Source organism: Planktotalea sp. (genome assembly GCF_018607965.1).
Taxonomy (GTDB): domain Bacteria; phylum Pseudomonadota; class Alphaproteobacteria; order Rhodobacterales; family Rhodobacteraceae; genus Planktotalea.
In genome coordinates this window covers 1-16,598 of the sequence record NZ_JABBAM010000169.1, presented here as the reverse complement: position 1 = coordinate 16,598, position 16,598 = coordinate 1, and the positions used below count along the sequence as shown (strand labels likewise).

At 54.1% G+C, this 16,598-nt stretch carries 16 protein-coding genes, 1 tRNA gene and 1 riboswitch; of the genes, 11 read left to right on the top strand and 6 right to left on the bottom strand.

Annotation, left to right across the window (positions count from 1 at the left end; translation table 11 throughout):
- The coding region (locus QZ279_RS14780) for a 2OG-Fe(II) oxygenase family protein (RefSeq protein ID WP_293452263.1) at positions 1 to 433 on the top strand (433 nt) is incomplete at its 5' end.
- Positions 434 to 436: 3 nt separating this feature from the next.
- Here the strand turns inward: QZ279_RS14780 and QZ279_RS14775 are convergent.
- Positions 437 to 1,441, bottom strand: a complete 1,005-nt coding sequence (locus QZ279_RS14775; protein ID WP_293452260.1) for a class 1 fructose-bisphosphatase — start codon at positions 1,439 to 1,441, stop codon at positions 437 to 439.
- A 146-nt stretch (positions 1,442 to 1,587) separates the two neighbouring features.
- Positions 1,588 to 1,673: riboswitch (glycine riboswitch) on the top strand.
- A 162-nt stretch (positions 1,674 to 1,835) separates the two neighbouring features.
- Between QZ279_RS14775 and gcvT the strand changes: the two genes are divergently transcribed.
- Genes gcvT through gcvP form a run of 3 tightly spaced genes read left to right on the top strand, consistent with a single transcriptional unit; the run spans position 1,836 to position 6,183 of the window.
- Positions 1,836 to 2,951 carry a glycine cleavage system aminomethyltransferase GcvT gene (gene gcvT, locus QZ279_RS14770; protein ID WP_293452257.1) on the top strand — a complete coding sequence of 372 codons (1,116 nt, stop codon included), beginning with the start codon at positions 1,836 to 1,838 and terminating at the stop codon, positions 2,949 to 2,951.
- A gap of 16 nt (positions 2,952 to 2,967) precedes the next feature.
- Entirely contained in the window at positions 2,968 to 3,327 is a 360-nt protein-coding gene (gene gcvH, locus QZ279_RS14765; RefSeq protein ID WP_293452253.1) for a glycine cleavage system protein GcvH, read from the top strand.
- Between the two features lie 12 nt (positions 3,328 to 3,339).
- Complete coding sequence (gene gcvP, locus QZ279_RS14760; RefSeq protein ID WP_293452250.1) at positions 3,340 to 6,183, top strand: aminomethyl-transferring glycine dehydrogenase; 2,844 nt, start codon at positions 3,340 to 3,342, stop codon at positions 6,181 to 6,183.
- A 72-nt stretch (positions 6,184 to 6,255) separates the two neighbouring features.
- On the opposite strand, the gene QZ279_RS14755 is transcribed toward gcvP, so the two are convergent.
- The 4 genes from QZ279_RS14755 to QZ279_RS14740 all read right to left on the bottom strand — a co-directional run bounded on the left by QZ279_RS14755 (position 6,256) and on the right by QZ279_RS14740 (position 8,380).
- Positions 6,256 to 6,684: a deaminase gene (locus tag QZ279_RS14755; RefSeq protein WP_293452247.1), complete on the bottom strand. Its 429-nt coding sequence runs from the start codon at positions 6,682 to 6,684 to the stop codon at positions 6,256 to 6,258.
- A 434-nt stretch (positions 6,685 to 7,118) separates the two neighbouring features.
- Positions 7,119 to 7,204: transfer RNA gene (locus tag QZ279_RS14750), tRNA-Leu, on the bottom strand.
- Positions 7,205 to 7,280: 76 nt separating this feature from the next.
- Complete coding sequence (locus tag QZ279_RS14745; protein ID WP_293452244.1) at positions 7,281 to 7,835, bottom strand: hypothetical protein; 555 nt, start codon at positions 7,833 to 7,835, stop codon at positions 7,281 to 7,283.
- Positions 7,836 to 7,906: 71 nt separating this feature from the next.
- Positions 7,907 to 8,380 (bottom strand): Lrp/AsnC ligand binding domain-containing protein, encoded by a 474-nt coding sequence (locus QZ279_RS14740; RefSeq protein WP_293452326.1) that lies wholly within the window; start codon positions 8,378 to 8,380, stop codon positions 7,907 to 7,909.
- Between the two features lie 110 nt (positions 8,381 to 8,490).
- Between QZ279_RS14740 and putA the strand changes: the two genes are divergently transcribed.
- The 4 genes from putA (at position 8,491) to QZ279_RS14720 (ending at position 14,438) form a co-directional block, all read left to right on the top strand.
- Positions 8,491 to 11,925 (top strand): bifunctional proline dehydrogenase/L-glutamate gamma-semialdehyde dehydrogenase PutA, encoded by a 3,435-nt coding sequence (putA, locus tag QZ279_RS14735; protein ID WP_293452241.1) that lies wholly within the window; start codon positions 8,491 to 8,493, stop codon positions 11,923 to 11,925.
- Between the two features lie 68 nt (positions 11,926 to 11,993).
- On the top strand, positions 11,994 to 12,737 hold the full coding sequence (locus QZ279_RS14730; RefSeq protein WP_293452238.1) for a rhomboid family intramembrane serine protease: 744 nt from the start codon (positions 11,994 to 11,996) through the stop codon (positions 12,735 to 12,737).
- Between the two features lie 35 nt (positions 12,738 to 12,772).
- The gene (locus QZ279_RS14725) at positions 12,773 to 13,816 is read left to right on the top strand and encodes an aldo/keto reductase (RefSeq protein WP_293452235.1); all 1,044 of its coding nucleotides are present in this window, start codon (positions 12,773 to 12,775) and stop codon (positions 13,814 to 13,816) included.
- Between the two features lie 4 nt (positions 13,817 to 13,820).
- Positions 13,821 to 14,438 carry a methylated-DNA--[protein]-cysteine S-methyltransferase gene (locus QZ279_RS14720; RefSeq protein WP_293452232.1) on the top strand — a complete coding sequence of 206 codons (618 nt, stop codon included), beginning with the start codon at positions 13,821 to 13,823 and terminating at the stop codon, positions 14,436 to 14,438.
- Here QZ279_RS14720 and QZ279_RS14715 read toward each other — a convergent pair.
- Entirely contained in the window at positions 14,435 to 14,608 is a 174-nt protein-coding gene (locus tag QZ279_RS14715) for a hypothetical protein (RefSeq protein WP_293452229.1), read from the bottom strand. The two genes, QZ279_RS14720 and QZ279_RS14715, sit on opposite strands and share 4 nt — an antisense overlap.
- A gap of 184 nt (positions 14,609 to 14,792) precedes the next feature.
- On the opposite strand from QZ279_RS14715, the gene QZ279_RS14710 reads away from it, so the two are divergent.
- The 3 genes from QZ279_RS14710 to QZ279_RS14700 all read left to right on the top strand — a co-directional run.
- The gene (locus QZ279_RS14710; protein ID WP_293452226.1) at positions 14,793 to 15,704 is read left to right on the top strand and encodes a 3-keto-5-aminohexanoate cleavage protein; all 912 of its coding nucleotides are present in this window, start codon (positions 14,793 to 14,795) and stop codon (positions 15,702 to 15,704) included.
- A gap of 10 nt (positions 15,705 to 15,714) precedes the next feature.
- Positions 15,715 to 16,251: a lipocalin family protein gene (locus QZ279_RS14705; protein ID WP_293452223.1), complete on the top strand. Its 537-nt coding sequence runs from the start codon at positions 15,715 to 15,717 to the stop codon at positions 16,249 to 16,251.
- Positions 16,252 to 16,266: 15 nt separating this feature from the next.
- On the top strand, positions 16,267 to 16,598 hold a 332-nt coding region (locus QZ279_RS14700; protein WP_293452221.1), incomplete at its 3' end, for a 3-hydroxyacyl-CoA dehydrogenase NAD-binding domain-containing protein.

The window sequence follows — 16,598 nt, the reverse complement described above, 5'->3', positions numbered from 1 at the left end:
ACGCGGCCAGCTTGTCTATTATCCGCCCTCGACAGCAGCCGACGAGGCCGAGGAACGCTTTGGCGTCGCCGCGCGCACGGATTTCGGGGTGCTCACGTTCTTGCTGCAAGACAACAGCGGCGGCCTTCAGGTGAAAAGCAAGTCAGGCGAGTGGATCGAAGCGCCGCCCATCGCAGGGACATTGGTCTGTAACATCGGCGATCTGCTGGCGCGGTGGAGCAATGATCGCTTTGCCTCGACCTTGCACCGTGTGGTCAATCGCACCCCGAACGCGCGCTATTCGATCCCTGTGTTCTTTGACCCCCACACCGAAACAATCGTCGATCCTGTCGATCTGGGCGTGTCACAGGCCGACAGCCTGCACTCACCTGTCAAAGCAGGGGAACATATTGCAGGGCGCAATAAGAAAAGCTTTTCTCAGTATAAGAAATAATACCTAGGCATTATGAAACGCATCAATGCGCGCGACTTCATCTTTTGATCCCATGATCACAGGCACGCGCTGGTGGTGCGATGTGGGCTGGATGTCCATGATCCGTTGCGTGCCAGTTGAGGCTGCGCCACCCGCTTGTTCTACCAACATACCCATCGGATTGGCCTCATACATCAGGCGCAATTTGCCACCCGTCGCGCGATTTCCTTCGTCCTCTGGATACAAAAACACGCCGCCGCGCACCAAGATGCGATGGATGTCGGCAACCATAGACGCAGTCCAACGCATGTTTGAATTCTCGCCCCGCGATCCCTCGACGCCTGCAATGCATTCATCGAAATAAGCGCGAATGGGCGCGTCCCAAAGGCGATAGCGCGACGCGTTGATTGCAAACTCTTTGGTTGTCGCGGGGATTGTCATATCGCGGTACGTCAAGCGGAATTCGCCCGTGCCTTGCTGGTGTGTGAACCCATTCACGCCGTGCCCGGTCGTGATGACAAGCGCGGTAGAGGGGCCATAGATCGAATAACCTGCACAGATTTGCTCGGACCCTGCGATCAGAACAGATGAATCATCCGTGGCATCAATCGCCTCTTTGATTTGAACGATGGAAAAAATAGAGCCGACTGACAGGTTCACACCCAAATTCGAAGACCCATCTAACGGATCAAAATAAACGATGTAATCACCCGCAACGGGCTTGTCTTTCAGCCAATCCACCTCGTCCACTTCTTCAGACACAAGGGCCGCGACACGGCTGCAATTAGAGCAATGTTCAACGAATTCATCGTTGGCGATCACGTCCAACTGCTTTTGATCTTCACCTTGAATGTTTGTGCTGCCCGCAACGCCCAAGGTCTCTTTGAACGCACCGTCGCGCACATGGTTGGAAATGATCCGACACGCGGTTGCGATATCTTCAAGCAAGAATACCAAATCTTTATCGAGACCCCCAGTGCGATAATCTTTCAACAAAAACTGCCGAAAAGTCATTTGAGTATCAGACATTGTGGGTCCCCTGATCGATAAATTATTCTTTGCGCTTATGATCGCATCTACCATAGCGGGGGGCAATGTCACCCGTACTGCAATAATTTTTCAGTACCCCATCGGATACATTCTTGACTTTTACGCGCATATCTCGCCTTACTCGCCCTACAGCATCGGGAGAACCAGTTTAACTGGTGCCGAAGGAGCAACCGCCCCGGAAACTCTCAGGCCACAGGACCTTTGCTGTACAACAGACTCTGGAGAGAGGCGCATATGCGTCCGCCGAAGGGATAGCGATCTCAGGCACCATGACAGAGGGGGCATCACGTATGCGGGCAGATCCCGTGTGCAAAATGTGGTGCCGTTTGTTTTCGTCTAGATTGCAGCCGGCCTGAGTTTGAAGGGCCTGACTATGTCTGAACTTTTAGAGACCCCGTTGCATGATTTACACGTGCGCTTGGGGGCCAAAATGGTGCCCTTTGCAGGCTATTCCATGCCCGTTCAATACCCGCTCGGTGTGATGAAAGAGCATGTGCACACGCGCGAAAAGGCGGGTCTGTTTGATGTCTCGCACATGGGGCAGGTCAAGGTGACTGGCGACGGTGCCGCTGTGGCTTTGGAACGTCTGATCCCCGTTGATATCGAAGGTCTTGGCGTTGATCGCCAACGCTATGGCATGTTCACCAATGATAAAGGTGGGATCATGGATGATCTGATGCTGGCCAATCGCGGTGATCATATATTTGTGGTTGTGAACGCAGCCTGCAAAGACGCCGACATCGCCCACATGAAGGCCCATCTTGAGCCTGAGGTCACAGTCAACCCCATCACGGACCGCGCACTTTTGGCGTTGCAAGGACCCGCGTCCGAGGCTGTGCTGAGCGCTCTTGATCCAAAAGCGGCCACAATGCGCTTTATGGACGTTACCACGTTGACCCTTCTGGGCTTTGAATGCTGGGTGTCGCGTTCTGGATATACCGGCGAAGACGGTTACGAAATTTCCGTGGCTAATGAGAATGCAGAAGCACTCGCGCTTGCGCTGCTGGATCACGACGACGTCGAAGCAATCGGTCTTGGCGCGCGCGACTCGCTGCGCTTAGAGGGTGGTCTTTGCCTCTATGGCCACGACATCGATACGACAACTAGCCCTGCTGAGGGCGCGCTGACGTGGGCAATCCAGAAAGTACGTCGCACAGATGGTGCACGGGCGGGTGGTTATCCGGGCGCAGACATTATCTTTGCCCAAATGGCGCAAGGCGTGGCGCGCAAACGCGTTGGTTTGCTACCAGAAGGGCGCGCACCCATGCGCGAAGGCGTCGCGCTATTTGCAACGCTTGAGGGCGGCGATCCAATCGGTGCAATCACATCAGGTGGCTTTGGCCCCACCGTGGGCGGCCCCGTCGCAATGGGCATGATCGCAGCAGAACACACCACACTCGGCACCACAGTATATGGTGAATTGCGCGGCAAGCGCTTGCCCCTTACAGTCACAGAACTGCCATTCACACCGGCAAACTTTAAACGATAAATAACGGAGAAGACCCATGAAATATACTGAAGAGCACGAATGGCTACGCGTAGAAGATGACGGCGTCGTCATCGGCATCACAGAGCACGCAACCGAGCAATTGGGCGATATCGTTTTCGTTGAACTGCCCGAGGTTGGCACGACTGTCACCAAAGACGAAGAGATTGCTGTCATCGAATCCGTCAAGGCCGCTTCCGATATCCTTGCACCGATTGATGGCGAAATCATCGAAGTGAACGAAGCCCTGACTGGTAACCCAGCGCTCGCCAATGAGGACGCCATAGGTGCGGGTTGGTTCATCAAGATTGAACCGTCCGATCCGTCCCAAATGGACGATTACATGGACGAAGCTGGCTACAAAAAGTTCATCGCTTAAAGGATCACCACAATGACCTTCACTCCCACCGACTATCTCCCATATGATTTTGCCAACCGCCGTCATATCGGACCATCCCCAATCGAGATGGCCGAAATGCTGGATGTGGTGGGGGCGAAAGATCTTGCAGCCTTGATCGACGACACGCTTCCCAAAGCGATCCGTCAGGCTGTCCCCTTGGACTTCGGCAAAGCCAAGTCAGAGCGCGAATTGCTGCACCACATGAAGGTCACTGCGCAAAAAAATAAAGTGCTGACGTCGCTGATCGGGCAGGGCTACCACGGTACCGTCACACCGCCCGCGATCCAGCGCAATATCTTTGAAAACCCCGCATGGTACACGGCCTACACACCCTATCAGCCGGAAATTTCCCAAGGTCGTCTTGAGGCGCTCTTGAACTTTCAGACCATGGTCAGCGACCTAACGGGCCTAGAAATTTCCAACGCCTCGCTCTTGGACGAGGCCACCTCCTGCGCCGAAGCCATGACCATGGCGCAACGTGTCTCTAAACCCAAAGTGAAGGGCTTCTTCATCGACGAAGGCTGTCATCCACAAAACATCGCCGTGATGAAAACCCGCGCGGCACCTCTCGGGATCGAAATCACTGTTGGCAAGCCTGACGACATGGACGCCAGCACCGTCTTTGGCGCGATTTTCCAATACCCCGGCACCCACGGTCACTTGCGTGATTTCACCGATGATATTGCCAAGCTGCACGAAGTCAAAGCAATCGGCATCATCGTTGCTGATCCACTATCGTTGACCTTGCTGAAAGAGCCGGGCGCGATGGGGGCTGACATTGCTGTCGGATCGACCCAGCGCTTCGGCGTTCCCGTTGGTTATGGTGGCCCGCACGCCGCCTACATGGCGACCAAACAAAGCTATGCGCGCAACATGCCCGGTCGCATCGTGGGTGTGTCGATCGACAGCCATGGCAACCGTGCATACCGTTTGTCGCTGCAAACCCGCGAACAACATATCCGCCGTGAAAAAGCGACGTCGAATGTCTGCACGGCGCAAGCCTTGCTTGCTGTTATGGCAGGGTTTTATGCAGTGTTTCATGGTCCAGAGGGTTTGAAAGCCATTGCACAACGTATCCATCGCAAGACCGCGCGTATGGCGGAAGTTCTGCGCCAAAACGGCTTCATTTCTGAACCTGCGGCTTTCTTTGATACAATCACCGTTGACGTGGGTCCGCTTCAATCGGCCGTCATGAAATCTGCCGTCGATGAGGGTATCAATCTACGCGCAGTCGGCACCACCAAAGTCGGCATTACACTAGACGAGCGCACCCGCTCTGAAACCATCGAAGCCGTGTGGCGCGCCTTTGGTATTTCGCAAGCCGACAAAGACTACACACCGCACTACCACATGCCCGAAAAGCTGATCCGCACCTCTGATTTTCTCACGCACCCTGTATTTCACATGAACCGCGCGGAAACCGAGATGATGCGCTACATGCGCCGCCTTGCGGATCGTGATCTGGCGCTGGATCGCGCGATGATCCCGCTTGGGTCTTGCACGATGAAGCTGAACTCAGCCGCTGAAATGATGCCAGTGTCGTGGGATGAATTTTCCCTGCTCCACCCCTATATCCCCAAGGATCAAGCGGCGGGCTATTACGAGATGATCGACGATCTGTCGTCGAAACTTTGCGATGTAACAGGTTACGACGCCATTTCGATGCAGCCAAACTCTGGCGCGCAAGGCGAATATGCGGGTCTTCTCAGCATCGCAAGTTATCACCGCTCGCAAGATCAAGGGCACCGCAACATCTGCATCATTCCGATGAACGCGCATGGCACCAACCCAGCCTCCGCGCAGATGGTTGGTTGGAAAGTGGTTCCCGTGAAATGCGACGCGCGCGGCGATATTGATCTGGATGATTTCCGTGCCAAAGTAGCAGAGCATAAAGACAACCTTGCGGCCTGCATGATCACATATCCATCCACGCATGGCGTGTTCGAGGAAACTGTGATCGACGTGTGCAAGATTACGCACGACAACGGCGGGCAAGTCTACATCGACGGTGCCAACATGAACGCCATGGTCGGCTTGTCGCGCCCTGGTGACCTGGGCGGCGACGTCAGCCATCTTAACCTGCACAAGACCTTCTGTATCCCTCACGGTGGCGGTGGTCCCGGCATGGGGCCGATTGGTGTTAAGGAACATCTGATCGCGCATCTTCCCGGTGATCCTAACGGGGGCGAGGGCGCTGTCTCTGCGGCACCTTTCGGTTCTCCGTCACTGTTGCCGATCTCATGGGCCTACTGCTTGATGATGGGCGGCGAGGGTCTGACCCAAGCCACACGCGTTGCCATTCTGAACGCCAACTACATCGCCAAACGCCTCGAGGGCGCGTTTGACGTGCTCTACAAAGGCCCCACAGGTCGCGTCGCCCATGAATGTATCATCGACACACGCCCCTATGCAGATAGCGCGCATGTGACGGTGGATGATATCGCTAAGCGCTTGATTGATTGTGGTTTTCACGCCCCAACGATGAGCTGGCCAGTGGTGGGTACATTGATGATCGAACCAACCGAGTCCGAAACCAAGGCCGAGCTAGATCGCTTCTGCGATGCCATGCTCGCCATTCGAGCAGAGATCGCCGAGATCGAAGCAGGTGAGATTGATGCGGACAATAACCCGCTGAAAAACGCGCCCCACACGATGGAAGACTTGGTGAAAGATTGGGATCGTCCCTATTCACGCGAAACAGGTTGCTTCCCTCCAGGTGCGTTCCGTGTGGACAAATATTGGCCACCTGTGAACCGCGTCGATAATGTCTGGGGCGATCGTAACCTGACCTGCACATGTCCCCCTATGGAAGACTACGCTGTCGCGGCGGAATAGAAACAATAAGAGCCGTCTGTAACGGGCGGCTCTTTTACTCTTAAAACTACATCGAGTGAACCTGGGCAAAAATTAAATTTCAACAAATTCAATTCCTGCTTCTTTCATCATTGCTTCAGATGCAACATATAATTCTTTCAAGCGTTCTGCCAAACCTTTGGGGATTGGCATTGAAACAATTTTTGAGATTCCTGCTTGGATTAATCCTCCGCAGCAGTTGGAGCAAGGTTTATGGGTTATGTATGCGATTGCACCGCGTAAGTCTCCTTGAGCATTCTGAATCGCATTTGTTTCAGCATGCTGAACCATAAGGTACTTCGTTGCTCGATCTTCCAACCGTTCGGTGGTATCCGCTACTCCCCTAGGAAAACCATTGTAGCCAACCCCGAGAACGTTGTTTTCTGAGTTCACTAAAACGCAGCCAACTTTTGTACTTAGGTCTTTTGACCAGCTTCCTACTAGCTCAGCCATTTCAAGAAAACGTGTGTTCCAATCAGTCATCGCAATATTCTATTTCAAATGCCAACACTCCATATAACTATAGATTGCATTTATTCAACCATTGGGAGAATAAAGTTCTTTCGCTCAAGAAATGTGTTTCTCGGCACCAACGTCTAAATGCAGTTGAAAGCCAAGCTATACTAAATTAATGATTGTCCCTCGGCATGCCCTTGCGAGCAACATCCTTGTACGCATTCGCGCCGCGCAAGGTCATACCTTTATCAAACGGTTCAACCATTTCACGGAAGTATTGCTGCCATGGATTCTGGTGTACTGGTCTACAGGTAAATCACCAGCTACCTCTATGAGTCGCCATACAGACTGCTCTGAGGGCTTTGGATTGATCTCTTTTAGGTCCAGAAACTCATCGAAAACTTCGCTTAAAACTAGCATTTGCTAACCCCTTGATTCGTTTGTTTAATCAAGAGTTAGTTTGGTGCGGGCGGGGGGACTCGAACCCCCACGGGCTTTCGCCCAACAGATTTTAAGTCTGGTGTGTCTACCATTCCACCACGCCCGCACAGGCACTCTCGGCACTTTGCCGAGTTCGGGCAAAATAGGGGGATTAAATCAGGTGTAAAGCCCAGATTGCCCACTTATAGATCGGTTTCCGGTTCTGGCGCGTCATCCTTCAAGAATTGACGCTCTTTAAGCCAAGGATTCATCTTCACGGCTTCACGTAACAAGGCCTGCGCTTCAACGTCGCGCTCTAGCCCGATGTAGGTCAATGCCTTGCCTGCAATCGCGGCGATGTGATTGGCGGAAAGCTCAATCGCGCGGTTTAGATCGACCAACGCGGGTTCATACTCTTTCTGAATGAACAGAATGAACGCGCGCTGGTTATACCCTTCTGCATAACTTGGGCAGTATTCGATCAACTGTTCAAACGCTGTTTTCGCACCGTCCAGATCGTGACTGGCCCGACGCAACAATCCGTTGTCCAACATTTGTTGGGCCGTATCATCGGGCGCATCTGCCCAAAGCGCCCACATATCATTGGTGATTAATTGCGCAGCGTTGGCATCTGGCGCAAGCTTTACAGCCTCGATCAACGTCTCCAACTGCTCTGAATGATCAGGTGGGGCAGGGCATTCTGCTAACGCTACACTCGCCACGCCAGAGAAAAGCAATCCAAGAATGAGTTTGTTCATGGAGTTGAGTTTGGCGCGAAACGAATATCTGTCAAGGCGGCGCACCCCGCACTCGCGTCAAAGTGAGCGCCCTAATACGTGCCGCTGCCTTCTTCTTTGACCGCCTGCATCGCGACATATGTTGACGTGCTCGCGATGTGGGGCAGGGTCGATAGCTTTTCGGCAAGCACCTTGCGATAGTCGCTCATATCGCTTGCGCGGACTTTCAGCAGATAGTCAAAACTTCCTGCGATCAGATGGGCTTGTTCAATCTCGGGAATCGCGCGCACGGCCTTGTTGAACGCGTTCAGTGCAGATTCGCGTGTGTCCGACAGTTTGATTTCGACAAACGCGACATGCTCGCGACCCAATTGGATGGGGTCCAACATGGCGCGATACCCTTTGATAACCCCTTGTTCTTCAAGGCGTTTCAGGCGGGTTTGTGTGGGGGATTTTGACAAACCTATGCGCGTTGCCAGTTCGGTCACGCTGATGCGTCCTTCAGACGCGACAACCGCCAAAATTTTGCGATCGAAACTATCTAAATCAGTACGGTTCATTTGCATCGACATTTCTTTATTTTTCGGGACACTTGCCTGCTTATCGCAAAAAGTCAACTTATAAGAACCGTAAAATTTGTGTAAACTGCGTAAAAATTCTGCGAAAAGGTTTAGCTATGTCGCTTTTTATCCCTCGTTACTCTGAAATCGATGCACATACGTTTGATGATCAATCTGAACGCGTGGGCGCGCTGATGGATATGGCAAACCTTACGATTCAGGATCGCGAAACGATCAGCGCTGACGCAGCAGGTCTTATCACACGCATTCGCGGCTCGGATGATCCTGGTTTGATGGAAGTGTTCCTTGCGGAATACGGCCTATCCACGGACGAAGGCGTCGCGCTGATGTGTCTGGCCGAAGCGCTGTTGCGCGTTCCGGATGCGGACACGATTGATGCGCTGATCGAAGATAAGATCGCGCCGTCCGATTGGGGCCAGCACTTGGGCCATTCGTCGTCTTCTTTGGTTAACGCCTCCACATGGGCCTTGATGTTGACGGGTCGCGTTTTGCAAGACGATGCACCCGGTCCCGTGGGTCACTTGCGCGGTGCGATCAAGCGTTTGGGCGAACCTGTCATTCGCACTGCTGTCAGCCGTGCAATGAAGGAAATGGGCCGCCAATTTGTTTTGGGAGAAAACATCACCAAGGCGATGGTGCGCGCGGCCAAGATGGAAGCCAAGGGCTTCAGCTATTCTTATGACATGCTGGGCGAAGCGGCAAAAACCGACGCGGACGCCAAGCGCTATCACCTCTCCTACAGCCGTGCGATTTCAGCGATTGCAGAGGCTTGTAATTCTGACGACATCCGCGAAAATCCGGGTATTTCTGTTAAACTGTCCGCACTGCACCCCCGTTACGAGGTCGCCCAAAAAGAGCGCGTAATGGAAGAGCTGGTGCCGCGTCTTCGTTCCCTCGCGCTGCTGGCAAAATCCGCAGGCATGGGCCTGAACATCGACGCGGAAGAAGCGGACCGCCTGACGCTGTCACTGGACGTGATCGAGGCGGTCTTGTCCGAAAAAGCCCTCGCAGGGTGGGACGGTTTCGGTGTTGTCGTGCAAGCCTACGGCCCGCGTGCGCCGTTCGTTCTGGACTATCTCCACGATCTTGCCACCCGTCTTGATCGCCGCATCATGGTGCGTTTGGTCAAGGGCGCGTACTGGGATACCGAAGTGAAACGCGCCCAAGTCGAAGGGCTGGAGGGCTTTCCCGTCTTCACCTCTAAGGCTGCAACGGACGTGTCCTACATCGCATGCGCGCGCAAACTGCTGGGCATGACAGATCGCATTTACCCCCAATTCGCCACGCATAACGCCCACACGGTTGCTGCGATCTTGCATATGGGCACAGACAAAACTACGTTTGAATTCCAGCGCTTGCACGGCATGGGTGAGGCAATGCACACACTTGTCCTAGCCGATCACAAAACACGCTGCCGCATCTACGCGCCTGTCGGGGCGCACCGTGATCTGCTGGCCTACCTTGTGCGTCGCTTGCTGGAAAACGGCGCGAACAGCTCGTTCGTGAACCAGATCGTCGATGAAGATGTGTCGCCTGAAGAAATCGCTGTTGATCCCTTCATCGCGGCCAGTGCCGCTGAAAACTGGGTTGCGACGGGTCCTGAATTATTCGCGCCAGAACGGGTCAATTCTGTTGGTTTCGACCTAACGCATACGCCTGATCTGGACCGTATCGAGGCCGCGCGCGCGCCGTTCCAAACGCACACTTGGACCGCGACCTCCCTTGTCGCTGCGAAAGCAAAAGCAGGGGATAAGATCACGATCACTAACCCCGTTGATATGGGGGACGTTGTGGGCACTATGCACCCCGCCAGCCCCGCGCAGATCGAAGCCGCGCTAAGTGCTGCACGCACTTGGGATGCGTCCTCGACAGAGCGAAGAAAGGTCCTGCACAAAGCGGCCGATCTATATGAGGCACGCTACGGCGAACTTTTCGCTTTGCTCGCGCGCGAAGCGGGTAAAACCTTGCTCGATTGCGTGGGCGAATTGCGCGAAGCCGTTGATTTTCTGCGCTTTTACGCTGAACGCACAAATGACGAAGCCCCTGTTGGCACCTTCACATGCGTCTCGCCGTGGAACTTCCCGCTTGCGATCTTCACAGGCCAAGTCAGCGCAGCACTTGCGGCTGGCAACGCGGTCCTTGCAAAACCTGCAGAACAAACGCCGTTGATCGCCCATTTGGCCGTTCAATTGCTGCATGAGGCAGGTGTGCCAAAGGCGGCCCTGCAAATGATCATCGGGGGTGGCCAAGTCGGCGCAGCCCTCACAAGTGATCCACGCATCGGCGGTGTCGCGTTCACCGGATCGACAGCGACAGCGAAAATCATCTGTTCTTCCATGGCGAAACACCTTGCCCCGGGCGCGCCTTTGATCGCGGAAACAGGTGGTTTGAATGCGATGATCGTGGACAGCACAGCACTGCCCGAACAGGCCGTCACGGCCATCGTCGAAAGCGCGTTTCAATCAGCAGGCCAACGCTGTTCGGCGCTGCGGTGTCTGTATGTGCAAGAAGACGTGGCAGACACATTCCAAAGCATGTTGATCGGCGCGATGCGCGAACTCAAAATGGATGCGCCGTGGTCCTTGCATACAGATGTTGGTCCATTGATTGACGCACAGGCCCAAGCGCAGATCGCGGACTACGTTGCGGATGCGCGCACGAATGGCCGCGTTCTTTATGAACTCGCCACGCCGGATGAGGGCCATTTCGTTGCGCCCACTTTGATAGCCGTTGACAGTATCAGCGATCTTGAACGCGAGGTCTTTGGCCCCGTCCTGCACATCGCACGCTTTAAGTCGTTTGAGTTGGACATGATCATCAAAGATATCAACGACACGGGGTATGGTCTGACATTTGGTCTGCAAACGCGGATTGATGATCGGGTGCAATACGTGTCAGAGCGGATTAACGCGGGCAACCTCTATATAAACCGCAATCAGATCGGTGCCATCGTCGGCTCGCAACCCTTTGGCGGGGCAGGGCTATCTGGCACGGGTCCGAAAGCGGGTGGTCCTTTGTACCTCACGCGGTTCCGTAAATCAGCAACTGGCACGGCAAGTACCGTGTTCGACATCGATATGTCAGCAGATGCGCTGATGCAGGCAATCAAAGCATGTGATCCAGCGATGCCAGCCATTAGCCATGTGCTGCCAGGCCCAACGGGTGAACTAAACCGCCTCACACGCCATGCGCGCGACCCTTTCGTGTGCATGGGGCCGGGTGCAGAAGCCGTCAAAGCCCAAGCAGACGCTGTGCGCGTCAACGGGGGACGCGCAGTTGAGGCAACGGGCAACATCGCACCCACTTGTTTGATGCAAAAACAGGGTGTTGCGGGTTTCATATTTTGGGGCAACCCCACAGAGGCGCGGGTTTATGACGCTGCGCTTGCATCGCGATCAGGTCCAATCTTACCACTTCTCACAGGCCAACCGGACGCAGGATATGTCACAGAAGAACAACATCTATGCGTAGACACGACAGCGGCGGGTGGAAATGCTGCATTACTTGTGCAAAGCGCACCTGATACTTAAGCACGAAAATCAAGCGTTACGCACAAGCACCTCTTGACGTTTGGGCGGGCAAACTCCAGCCTGCCCAAATGCTTCCAATTCGCGACCATAACCCGTCGGGGCGCACGCCCTATGTCACTTACGCGCTGATCATCGTCAACGTGGTGATCTTTTGTGCGTTCAATCTTAGCCTTGGTGAAAGTCGCGCACTAAATGTGTTTTTCACCGAATGGGGTATGATCCCAGCCTTCATCACGGACGGTGAACGTCTATATACGCTGGTCAGTTCGCAGTTCTTGCATGGCGGTATCATGCACATCGGCGGCAACATGCTGTTCTTGTGGATTTTCGGCGACAATATGGAGGACGAGATGGGCCATTTCGGCTTCCTCGGTTTCTACTTGCTTAGCGGTGTCTTCGCTTCGCTTGCACAGTGGATAGTAGAGCCTTCTTCGTTGATCCCTACAATCGGTGCCTCTGGTGCAATTGCGGGAGTAATGGGCGGATATCTCTTACTTTTCCCAAAGGCCAAGGTGGATATTCTGCTGATTTTGATCATCTTTTTCAAAATATTCCCTGTGCCTGCATGGATTATGCTCGGGCTTTGGTTCGTGTTGCAAGTCGGCAATGGCGTGGCGACAGACCCCGATCTTGGCGGTGTCGCGTACTGGGCGCACGCAGGCGGATTTGTGGTTGGATTGATTTTGACGATCCCCGTTTTCATACGCGAAGGTGGGTTTGCGTTCTGGCGCACCAACGATTTCCATCCCCCCCATCCCGAAGCGCAATATAAATTTTCCCGTTCAAGCATACCCAAAGTGCGCCGCAAATAGTGCGTGCTGTTGATAGATTTTTTGGAGCCACCTTGATGAAAATGAACCCACTTGGCCGCACGGGCATCACTGTGCCTGAACTTTGCCTCGGCACTATGACGTTTGGCACGCAAACGCCCGAAGTTGAATCCCATGAGCAGATTGATATGGCGCTGGATGCGGGTTTGAATTTTCTCGACACAGCGGAAATGTATCCGGTCAATCCGCTTAGCGCTGAAACCCAAGGTGATAGCGAGCGCGTGGTTGGCACTTGGATCGCCAAAAGTGGGCGCCGTGACCAGATGACCATCGCGACCAAGCATTCTGGCAACGGTATCGGCTACGTGCGCGATGGTGCGGATATCACGGCGAAAAGTATTCCGGAGGCGATTGAGGGCTCTCTCAAGCGGCTGCAAACCGACTACATCGACCTCTATCAATTCCATTGGCCCAATCGTGGCTCTTACATGTTTCGTAAAAACTGGACCTATGATCCTTCAACCCAAAACCGCGAAGAAACGCTTGCGCATATGCAGGACTGCCTTGGCGCGCTGCAAGATGCTGTAGACGCTGGCAAAATCCGCGCCTTTGGCCTGAGCAATGAAAGCGCGTGGGGCACCGCACAATGGCTGCGTTTGTCACAAGACGGTCATGGCCCGCGCGTGGCCTCGATGCAGAACGAATATTCCTTGCTGTGCCGCCTCTATGACACGGATTTGGCAGAGCTTAGCGTGAACGAAGACGTTGGCTTACTCGCGTTTTCACCCCTCGCAACGGGGTTGCTGACGGGCAAATATCAAAACGGTGCAATTCCCGAGGGATCGCGCCGGTCGTTGTCTGATAGCCTTGGTGGCCGTATCAGCGACCGCGTGTTCCCAGCTGTCGATACATACCTAGATATCGCGCGTAAATTCGGCCTCGATCCTGTTCATATGGCGCTGGCGTGGTGCCGCACACGCTCCTTTATGGCCTCTGCGATTTTTGGCGCGACACGCAGGTCACAGCTAAAACATGCTCTGGCGTCCGTTGATGTGACACTTGATCAAGAGGTGCTCGATGCGCTGAACGAAGCCCATCGCGCGCACCCAATGGTGTATTGATCCAATGCAACTAGGCTTTGATCTTGGCGCGGACCCCTTGCCAAAGGTCGAGCCCGCATTTTCAGGTGCGCAGGCTTTTTCAATGGCGATTTCAGATTGGATGGGCCCACAAAAAGGCGCGGCCAAGCTATTCGCGCACCCGATTGAAACACACGTTGGAACATTGGTGGCAATTTGTGACGCCACACATCTGCATTTGCTGGAATTCGCGGATCGTAAAGAATTGCCTAAAGAGATGGCAAAACTAGGGGCCTTAATCGGCACGATCGCCCCCGGCCAAACTCGGATCACGCGGGACTTGCAAGAACAGTTGTCGGCCTATTTCGATGGAACGCTAGAAAATTTCAACATTCCAATGACGTTACACGGCACTGATTTCACCAAAACTGTTTGGCGTGCTTTGCTCGAATTGCCCTTCGGCAAAACCACCAGCTATGGTGATCTGTCTATAACCTTAGGCAACCCAACAGCGACGCGCGCGATTGCGCGGGCAAACGGTGCCAATCAGATCGCCATTGTGATCCCCTGTCATCGGGTGATCGGAGCAGATGGCTCACTGACAGGCTATGCTGGGGGATTGTGGCGCAAACGCGCGTTACTCGAACTTGAAGGCGTCTTTTAAGCCGTCTTGGGACCGTACACAGATTTACGCGCGATTTCAGGGATATCTCCGTAATAAATATCCAGATCCAGCGCGTCATTGCGGCTAAGGCGGTTCAGTTCATTTACCGTTTTGCGATACTCAGCTGCTTTTGCCGCGCGGGTTTTTAGGGTCTGTATCAAGGTCATCATAGCCTTGTCCTCTCTTTTCTCTTTTGTCCTTTGCATATCGTCGTGTGGATTATGTTAAACAAGGCCGCTGAACGCATGTCCGCCCTGCACTATGTGCAACACGACCCCAACCGTCGCTTTTGAGCTTTCGCAGAAACCCGTTTCACGCCAATCTGCCCCAAACCTGCTAAGAGAGTCTTAAGCCATGCCCCTTACTATGAACCGCGAAGTTTTCATCACATGTGCTGTCACAGGCTCAGGCAGCACCCAAGATCGCAGCCCCCATGTGCCGCGTTCCCCCAAACAGATCGCTGACAGTGCGATTGCAGCAGCCAAAGCAGGGGCCGCCGTTGCCCATTGCCACGTACGCGACCCCGAAACCGGTGCGCCGTCGCGTGATCTAACGTATTATCGCGAAGTCATGGACCGTATCCGCGACGCAGACGTCGACGTTGTGCTAAACCTGACCGCAGGCATGGGCGGCGATATAATTTTCGGCAGCTCAGAGGCGCCGTTCCCGACCGCCAAAGGCACGGACATGGTCGGTGCCACCGAACGCGTTGCTCATATCGCCGAATGCCTTCCCGAAATCTGTACCCTTGATTGCGGCACGATGAATTTCGCAGAAGCCGACTACGTCATGACCAACACCCCCGGCATGTTAACCGCGATGGGCACGATGATGACAGCATTGGGCGTTAAGCCAGAGATCGAAGCGTTCGATACGGGCCATCTTTGGTACGCCAAACAACTGGTCGCTGATGGCGTTCTGAAGAGCCCCGCATTGGTGCAGCTGTGCATGGGCGTGCCGTGGGGTGCGCCCGATGATCTAAATACACTCATGGCGATGGTGAACAACGTACCAGATGATTGGACCTTTAGCGCTTTTGGCCTTGGTCGCAATCAGATGGCTTATGTGGCTGCGTCTGTGCTAGCTGGTGGCAATGTGCGCGTCGGCCTTGAGGACAATCTCTGGCTTGGCAAAGGTGAACTTGCGACCAATGAACAGCTGGTGTCGCGCGCAGTCACGATCATTGAAAACATGGGCGCGCGCGTGATTGGTCCGCAAGATGTGCGTGATAAATTAGGCCTGATCAAACAAGCTCCTAAATCGTAGGAACGTTACCATGCGTACTCTTTTCAAAGCATTTTCTCTAGTCGCGCTCACAAGTTTTGCAGTGCAAGCAGAGGCCGCGCAGTATCGTGATCGCACAACCCCGATTACCGTAGAAGGGGCGCTTGATGTGAACAAGTACCTCGGCAAATGGTACGAGATCGCGCGCTTTCCAAACTGGTTTGAACGCAATTGCACAGGTGTCACTGCTGAATATGTGCTGCGCGCTGACGGTGACATTCGCGTGACCAATACCTGTCGCAAAGGTTCGCTAGAGGGCCGTGTTGCTGTTGCCGAAGGTAGTGCGCGCCTTGAAGCGCCGGGGCGTTTGTCTGTGACGTTCACGCCGTATTTGCCTTTGCCTCGCGGGGATTACTGGGTGCTTTATGTTGCACCAGATTACAGCATTGCGGTGGTGGGTAATCCCAAAGGATCGACAGGTTGGATCCTTGCGCGAAACGCTCAAATCAGCGCGGCTGATCGCGCGATTGCGAATTCTATTCTGACAAAGAATAGCTATGATATCAATAAATTAGAAGATGTTCTTTAGAAATAGGATCAAGACATGGAAAAGGTAGCAGCAATAGTCGGTGGCGGTGTAATTGGCGGCGGTTGGGCGGCGCGGTTCTTGCTGAATGGCTGGGATGTGCGGGTCTTCGATCTTGACCCACAGGCAGAACGCAAAACCTCTGCGGTTCTGGAAAATGCCCGCCGCGCGCTTCCGGGCTTGACGGATGTTGCAATGCCTGAAGAAGGCACGCTAACCCATTGTAAATCAATCGCAGATGCGGTTTCGGGCTGCTCCCTGATCGTCGAAGCCGTCCCAGAACGTCTAGAGGTCAAGCATGCGGTCTACGCAGAGATCGAAGCTGCCAACACGACAGGCATCATCGCCTC

Bases quoted from the DNA above. Each gene is read 5' to 3' on its own strand.
- QZ279_RS14710 (WP_293452226.1), top strand. From the start codon at position 14,793: ATGCCCCTTACTATGAACCGCGAAGTTTTCATCACATGTGCTGTCACA.
- putA (WP_293452241.1), top strand. From the start codon at position 8,491: ATGTCGCTTTTTATCCCTCGTTACTCTGAAATCGATGCACATACGTTT.
- QZ279_RS14720 (WP_293452232.1), top strand. From the start codon at position 13,821: ATGCAACTAGGCTTTGATCTTGGCGCGGACCCCTTGCCAAAGGTCGAG.
- gcvT (WP_293452257.1), top strand. From the start codon at position 1,836: ATGTCTGAACTTTTAGAGACCCCGTTGCATGATTTACACGTGCGCTTG.
- gcvH (WP_293452253.1), top strand. From the start codon at position 2,968: ATGAAATATACTGAAGAGCACGAATGGCTACGCGTAGAAGATGACGGC.
- QZ279_RS14740 (WP_293452326.1), bottom strand. From the start codon at position 8,380: ATGCAAATGAACCGTACTGATTTAGATAGTTTCGATCGCAAAATTTTG.
- QZ279_RS14755 (WP_293452247.1), bottom strand. From the start codon at position 6,684: ATGACTGATTGGAACACACGTTTTCTTGAAATGGCTGAGCTAGTAGGA.
- gcvP (WP_293452250.1), top strand. From the start codon at position 3,340: ATGACCTTCACTCCCACCGACTATCTCCCATATGATTTTGCCAACCGC.
- QZ279_RS14715 (WP_293452229.1), bottom strand. From the start codon at position 14,608: ATGATGACCTTGATACAGACCCTAAAAACCCGCGCGGCAAAAGCAGCT.
- QZ279_RS14745 (WP_293452244.1), bottom strand. From the start codon at position 7,835: ATGAACAAACTCATTCTTGGATTGCTTTTCTCTGGCGTGGCGAGTGTA.
- QZ279_RS14775 (WP_293452260.1), bottom strand. From the start codon at position 1,441: ATGTCTGATACTCAAATGACTTTTCGGCAGTTTTTGTTGAAAGATTAT.
- QZ279_RS14705 (WP_293452223.1), top strand. From the start codon at position 15,715: ATGCGTACTCTTTTCAAAGCATTTTCTCTAGTCGCGCTCACAAGTTTT.
- QZ279_RS14730 (WP_293452238.1), top strand. From the start codon at position 11,994: ATGCTTCCAATTCGCGACCATAACCCGTCGGGGCGCACGCCCTATGTC.
- QZ279_RS14725 (WP_293452235.1), top strand. From the start codon at position 12,773: ATGAAAATGAACCCACTTGGCCGCACGGGCATCACTGTGCCTGAACTT.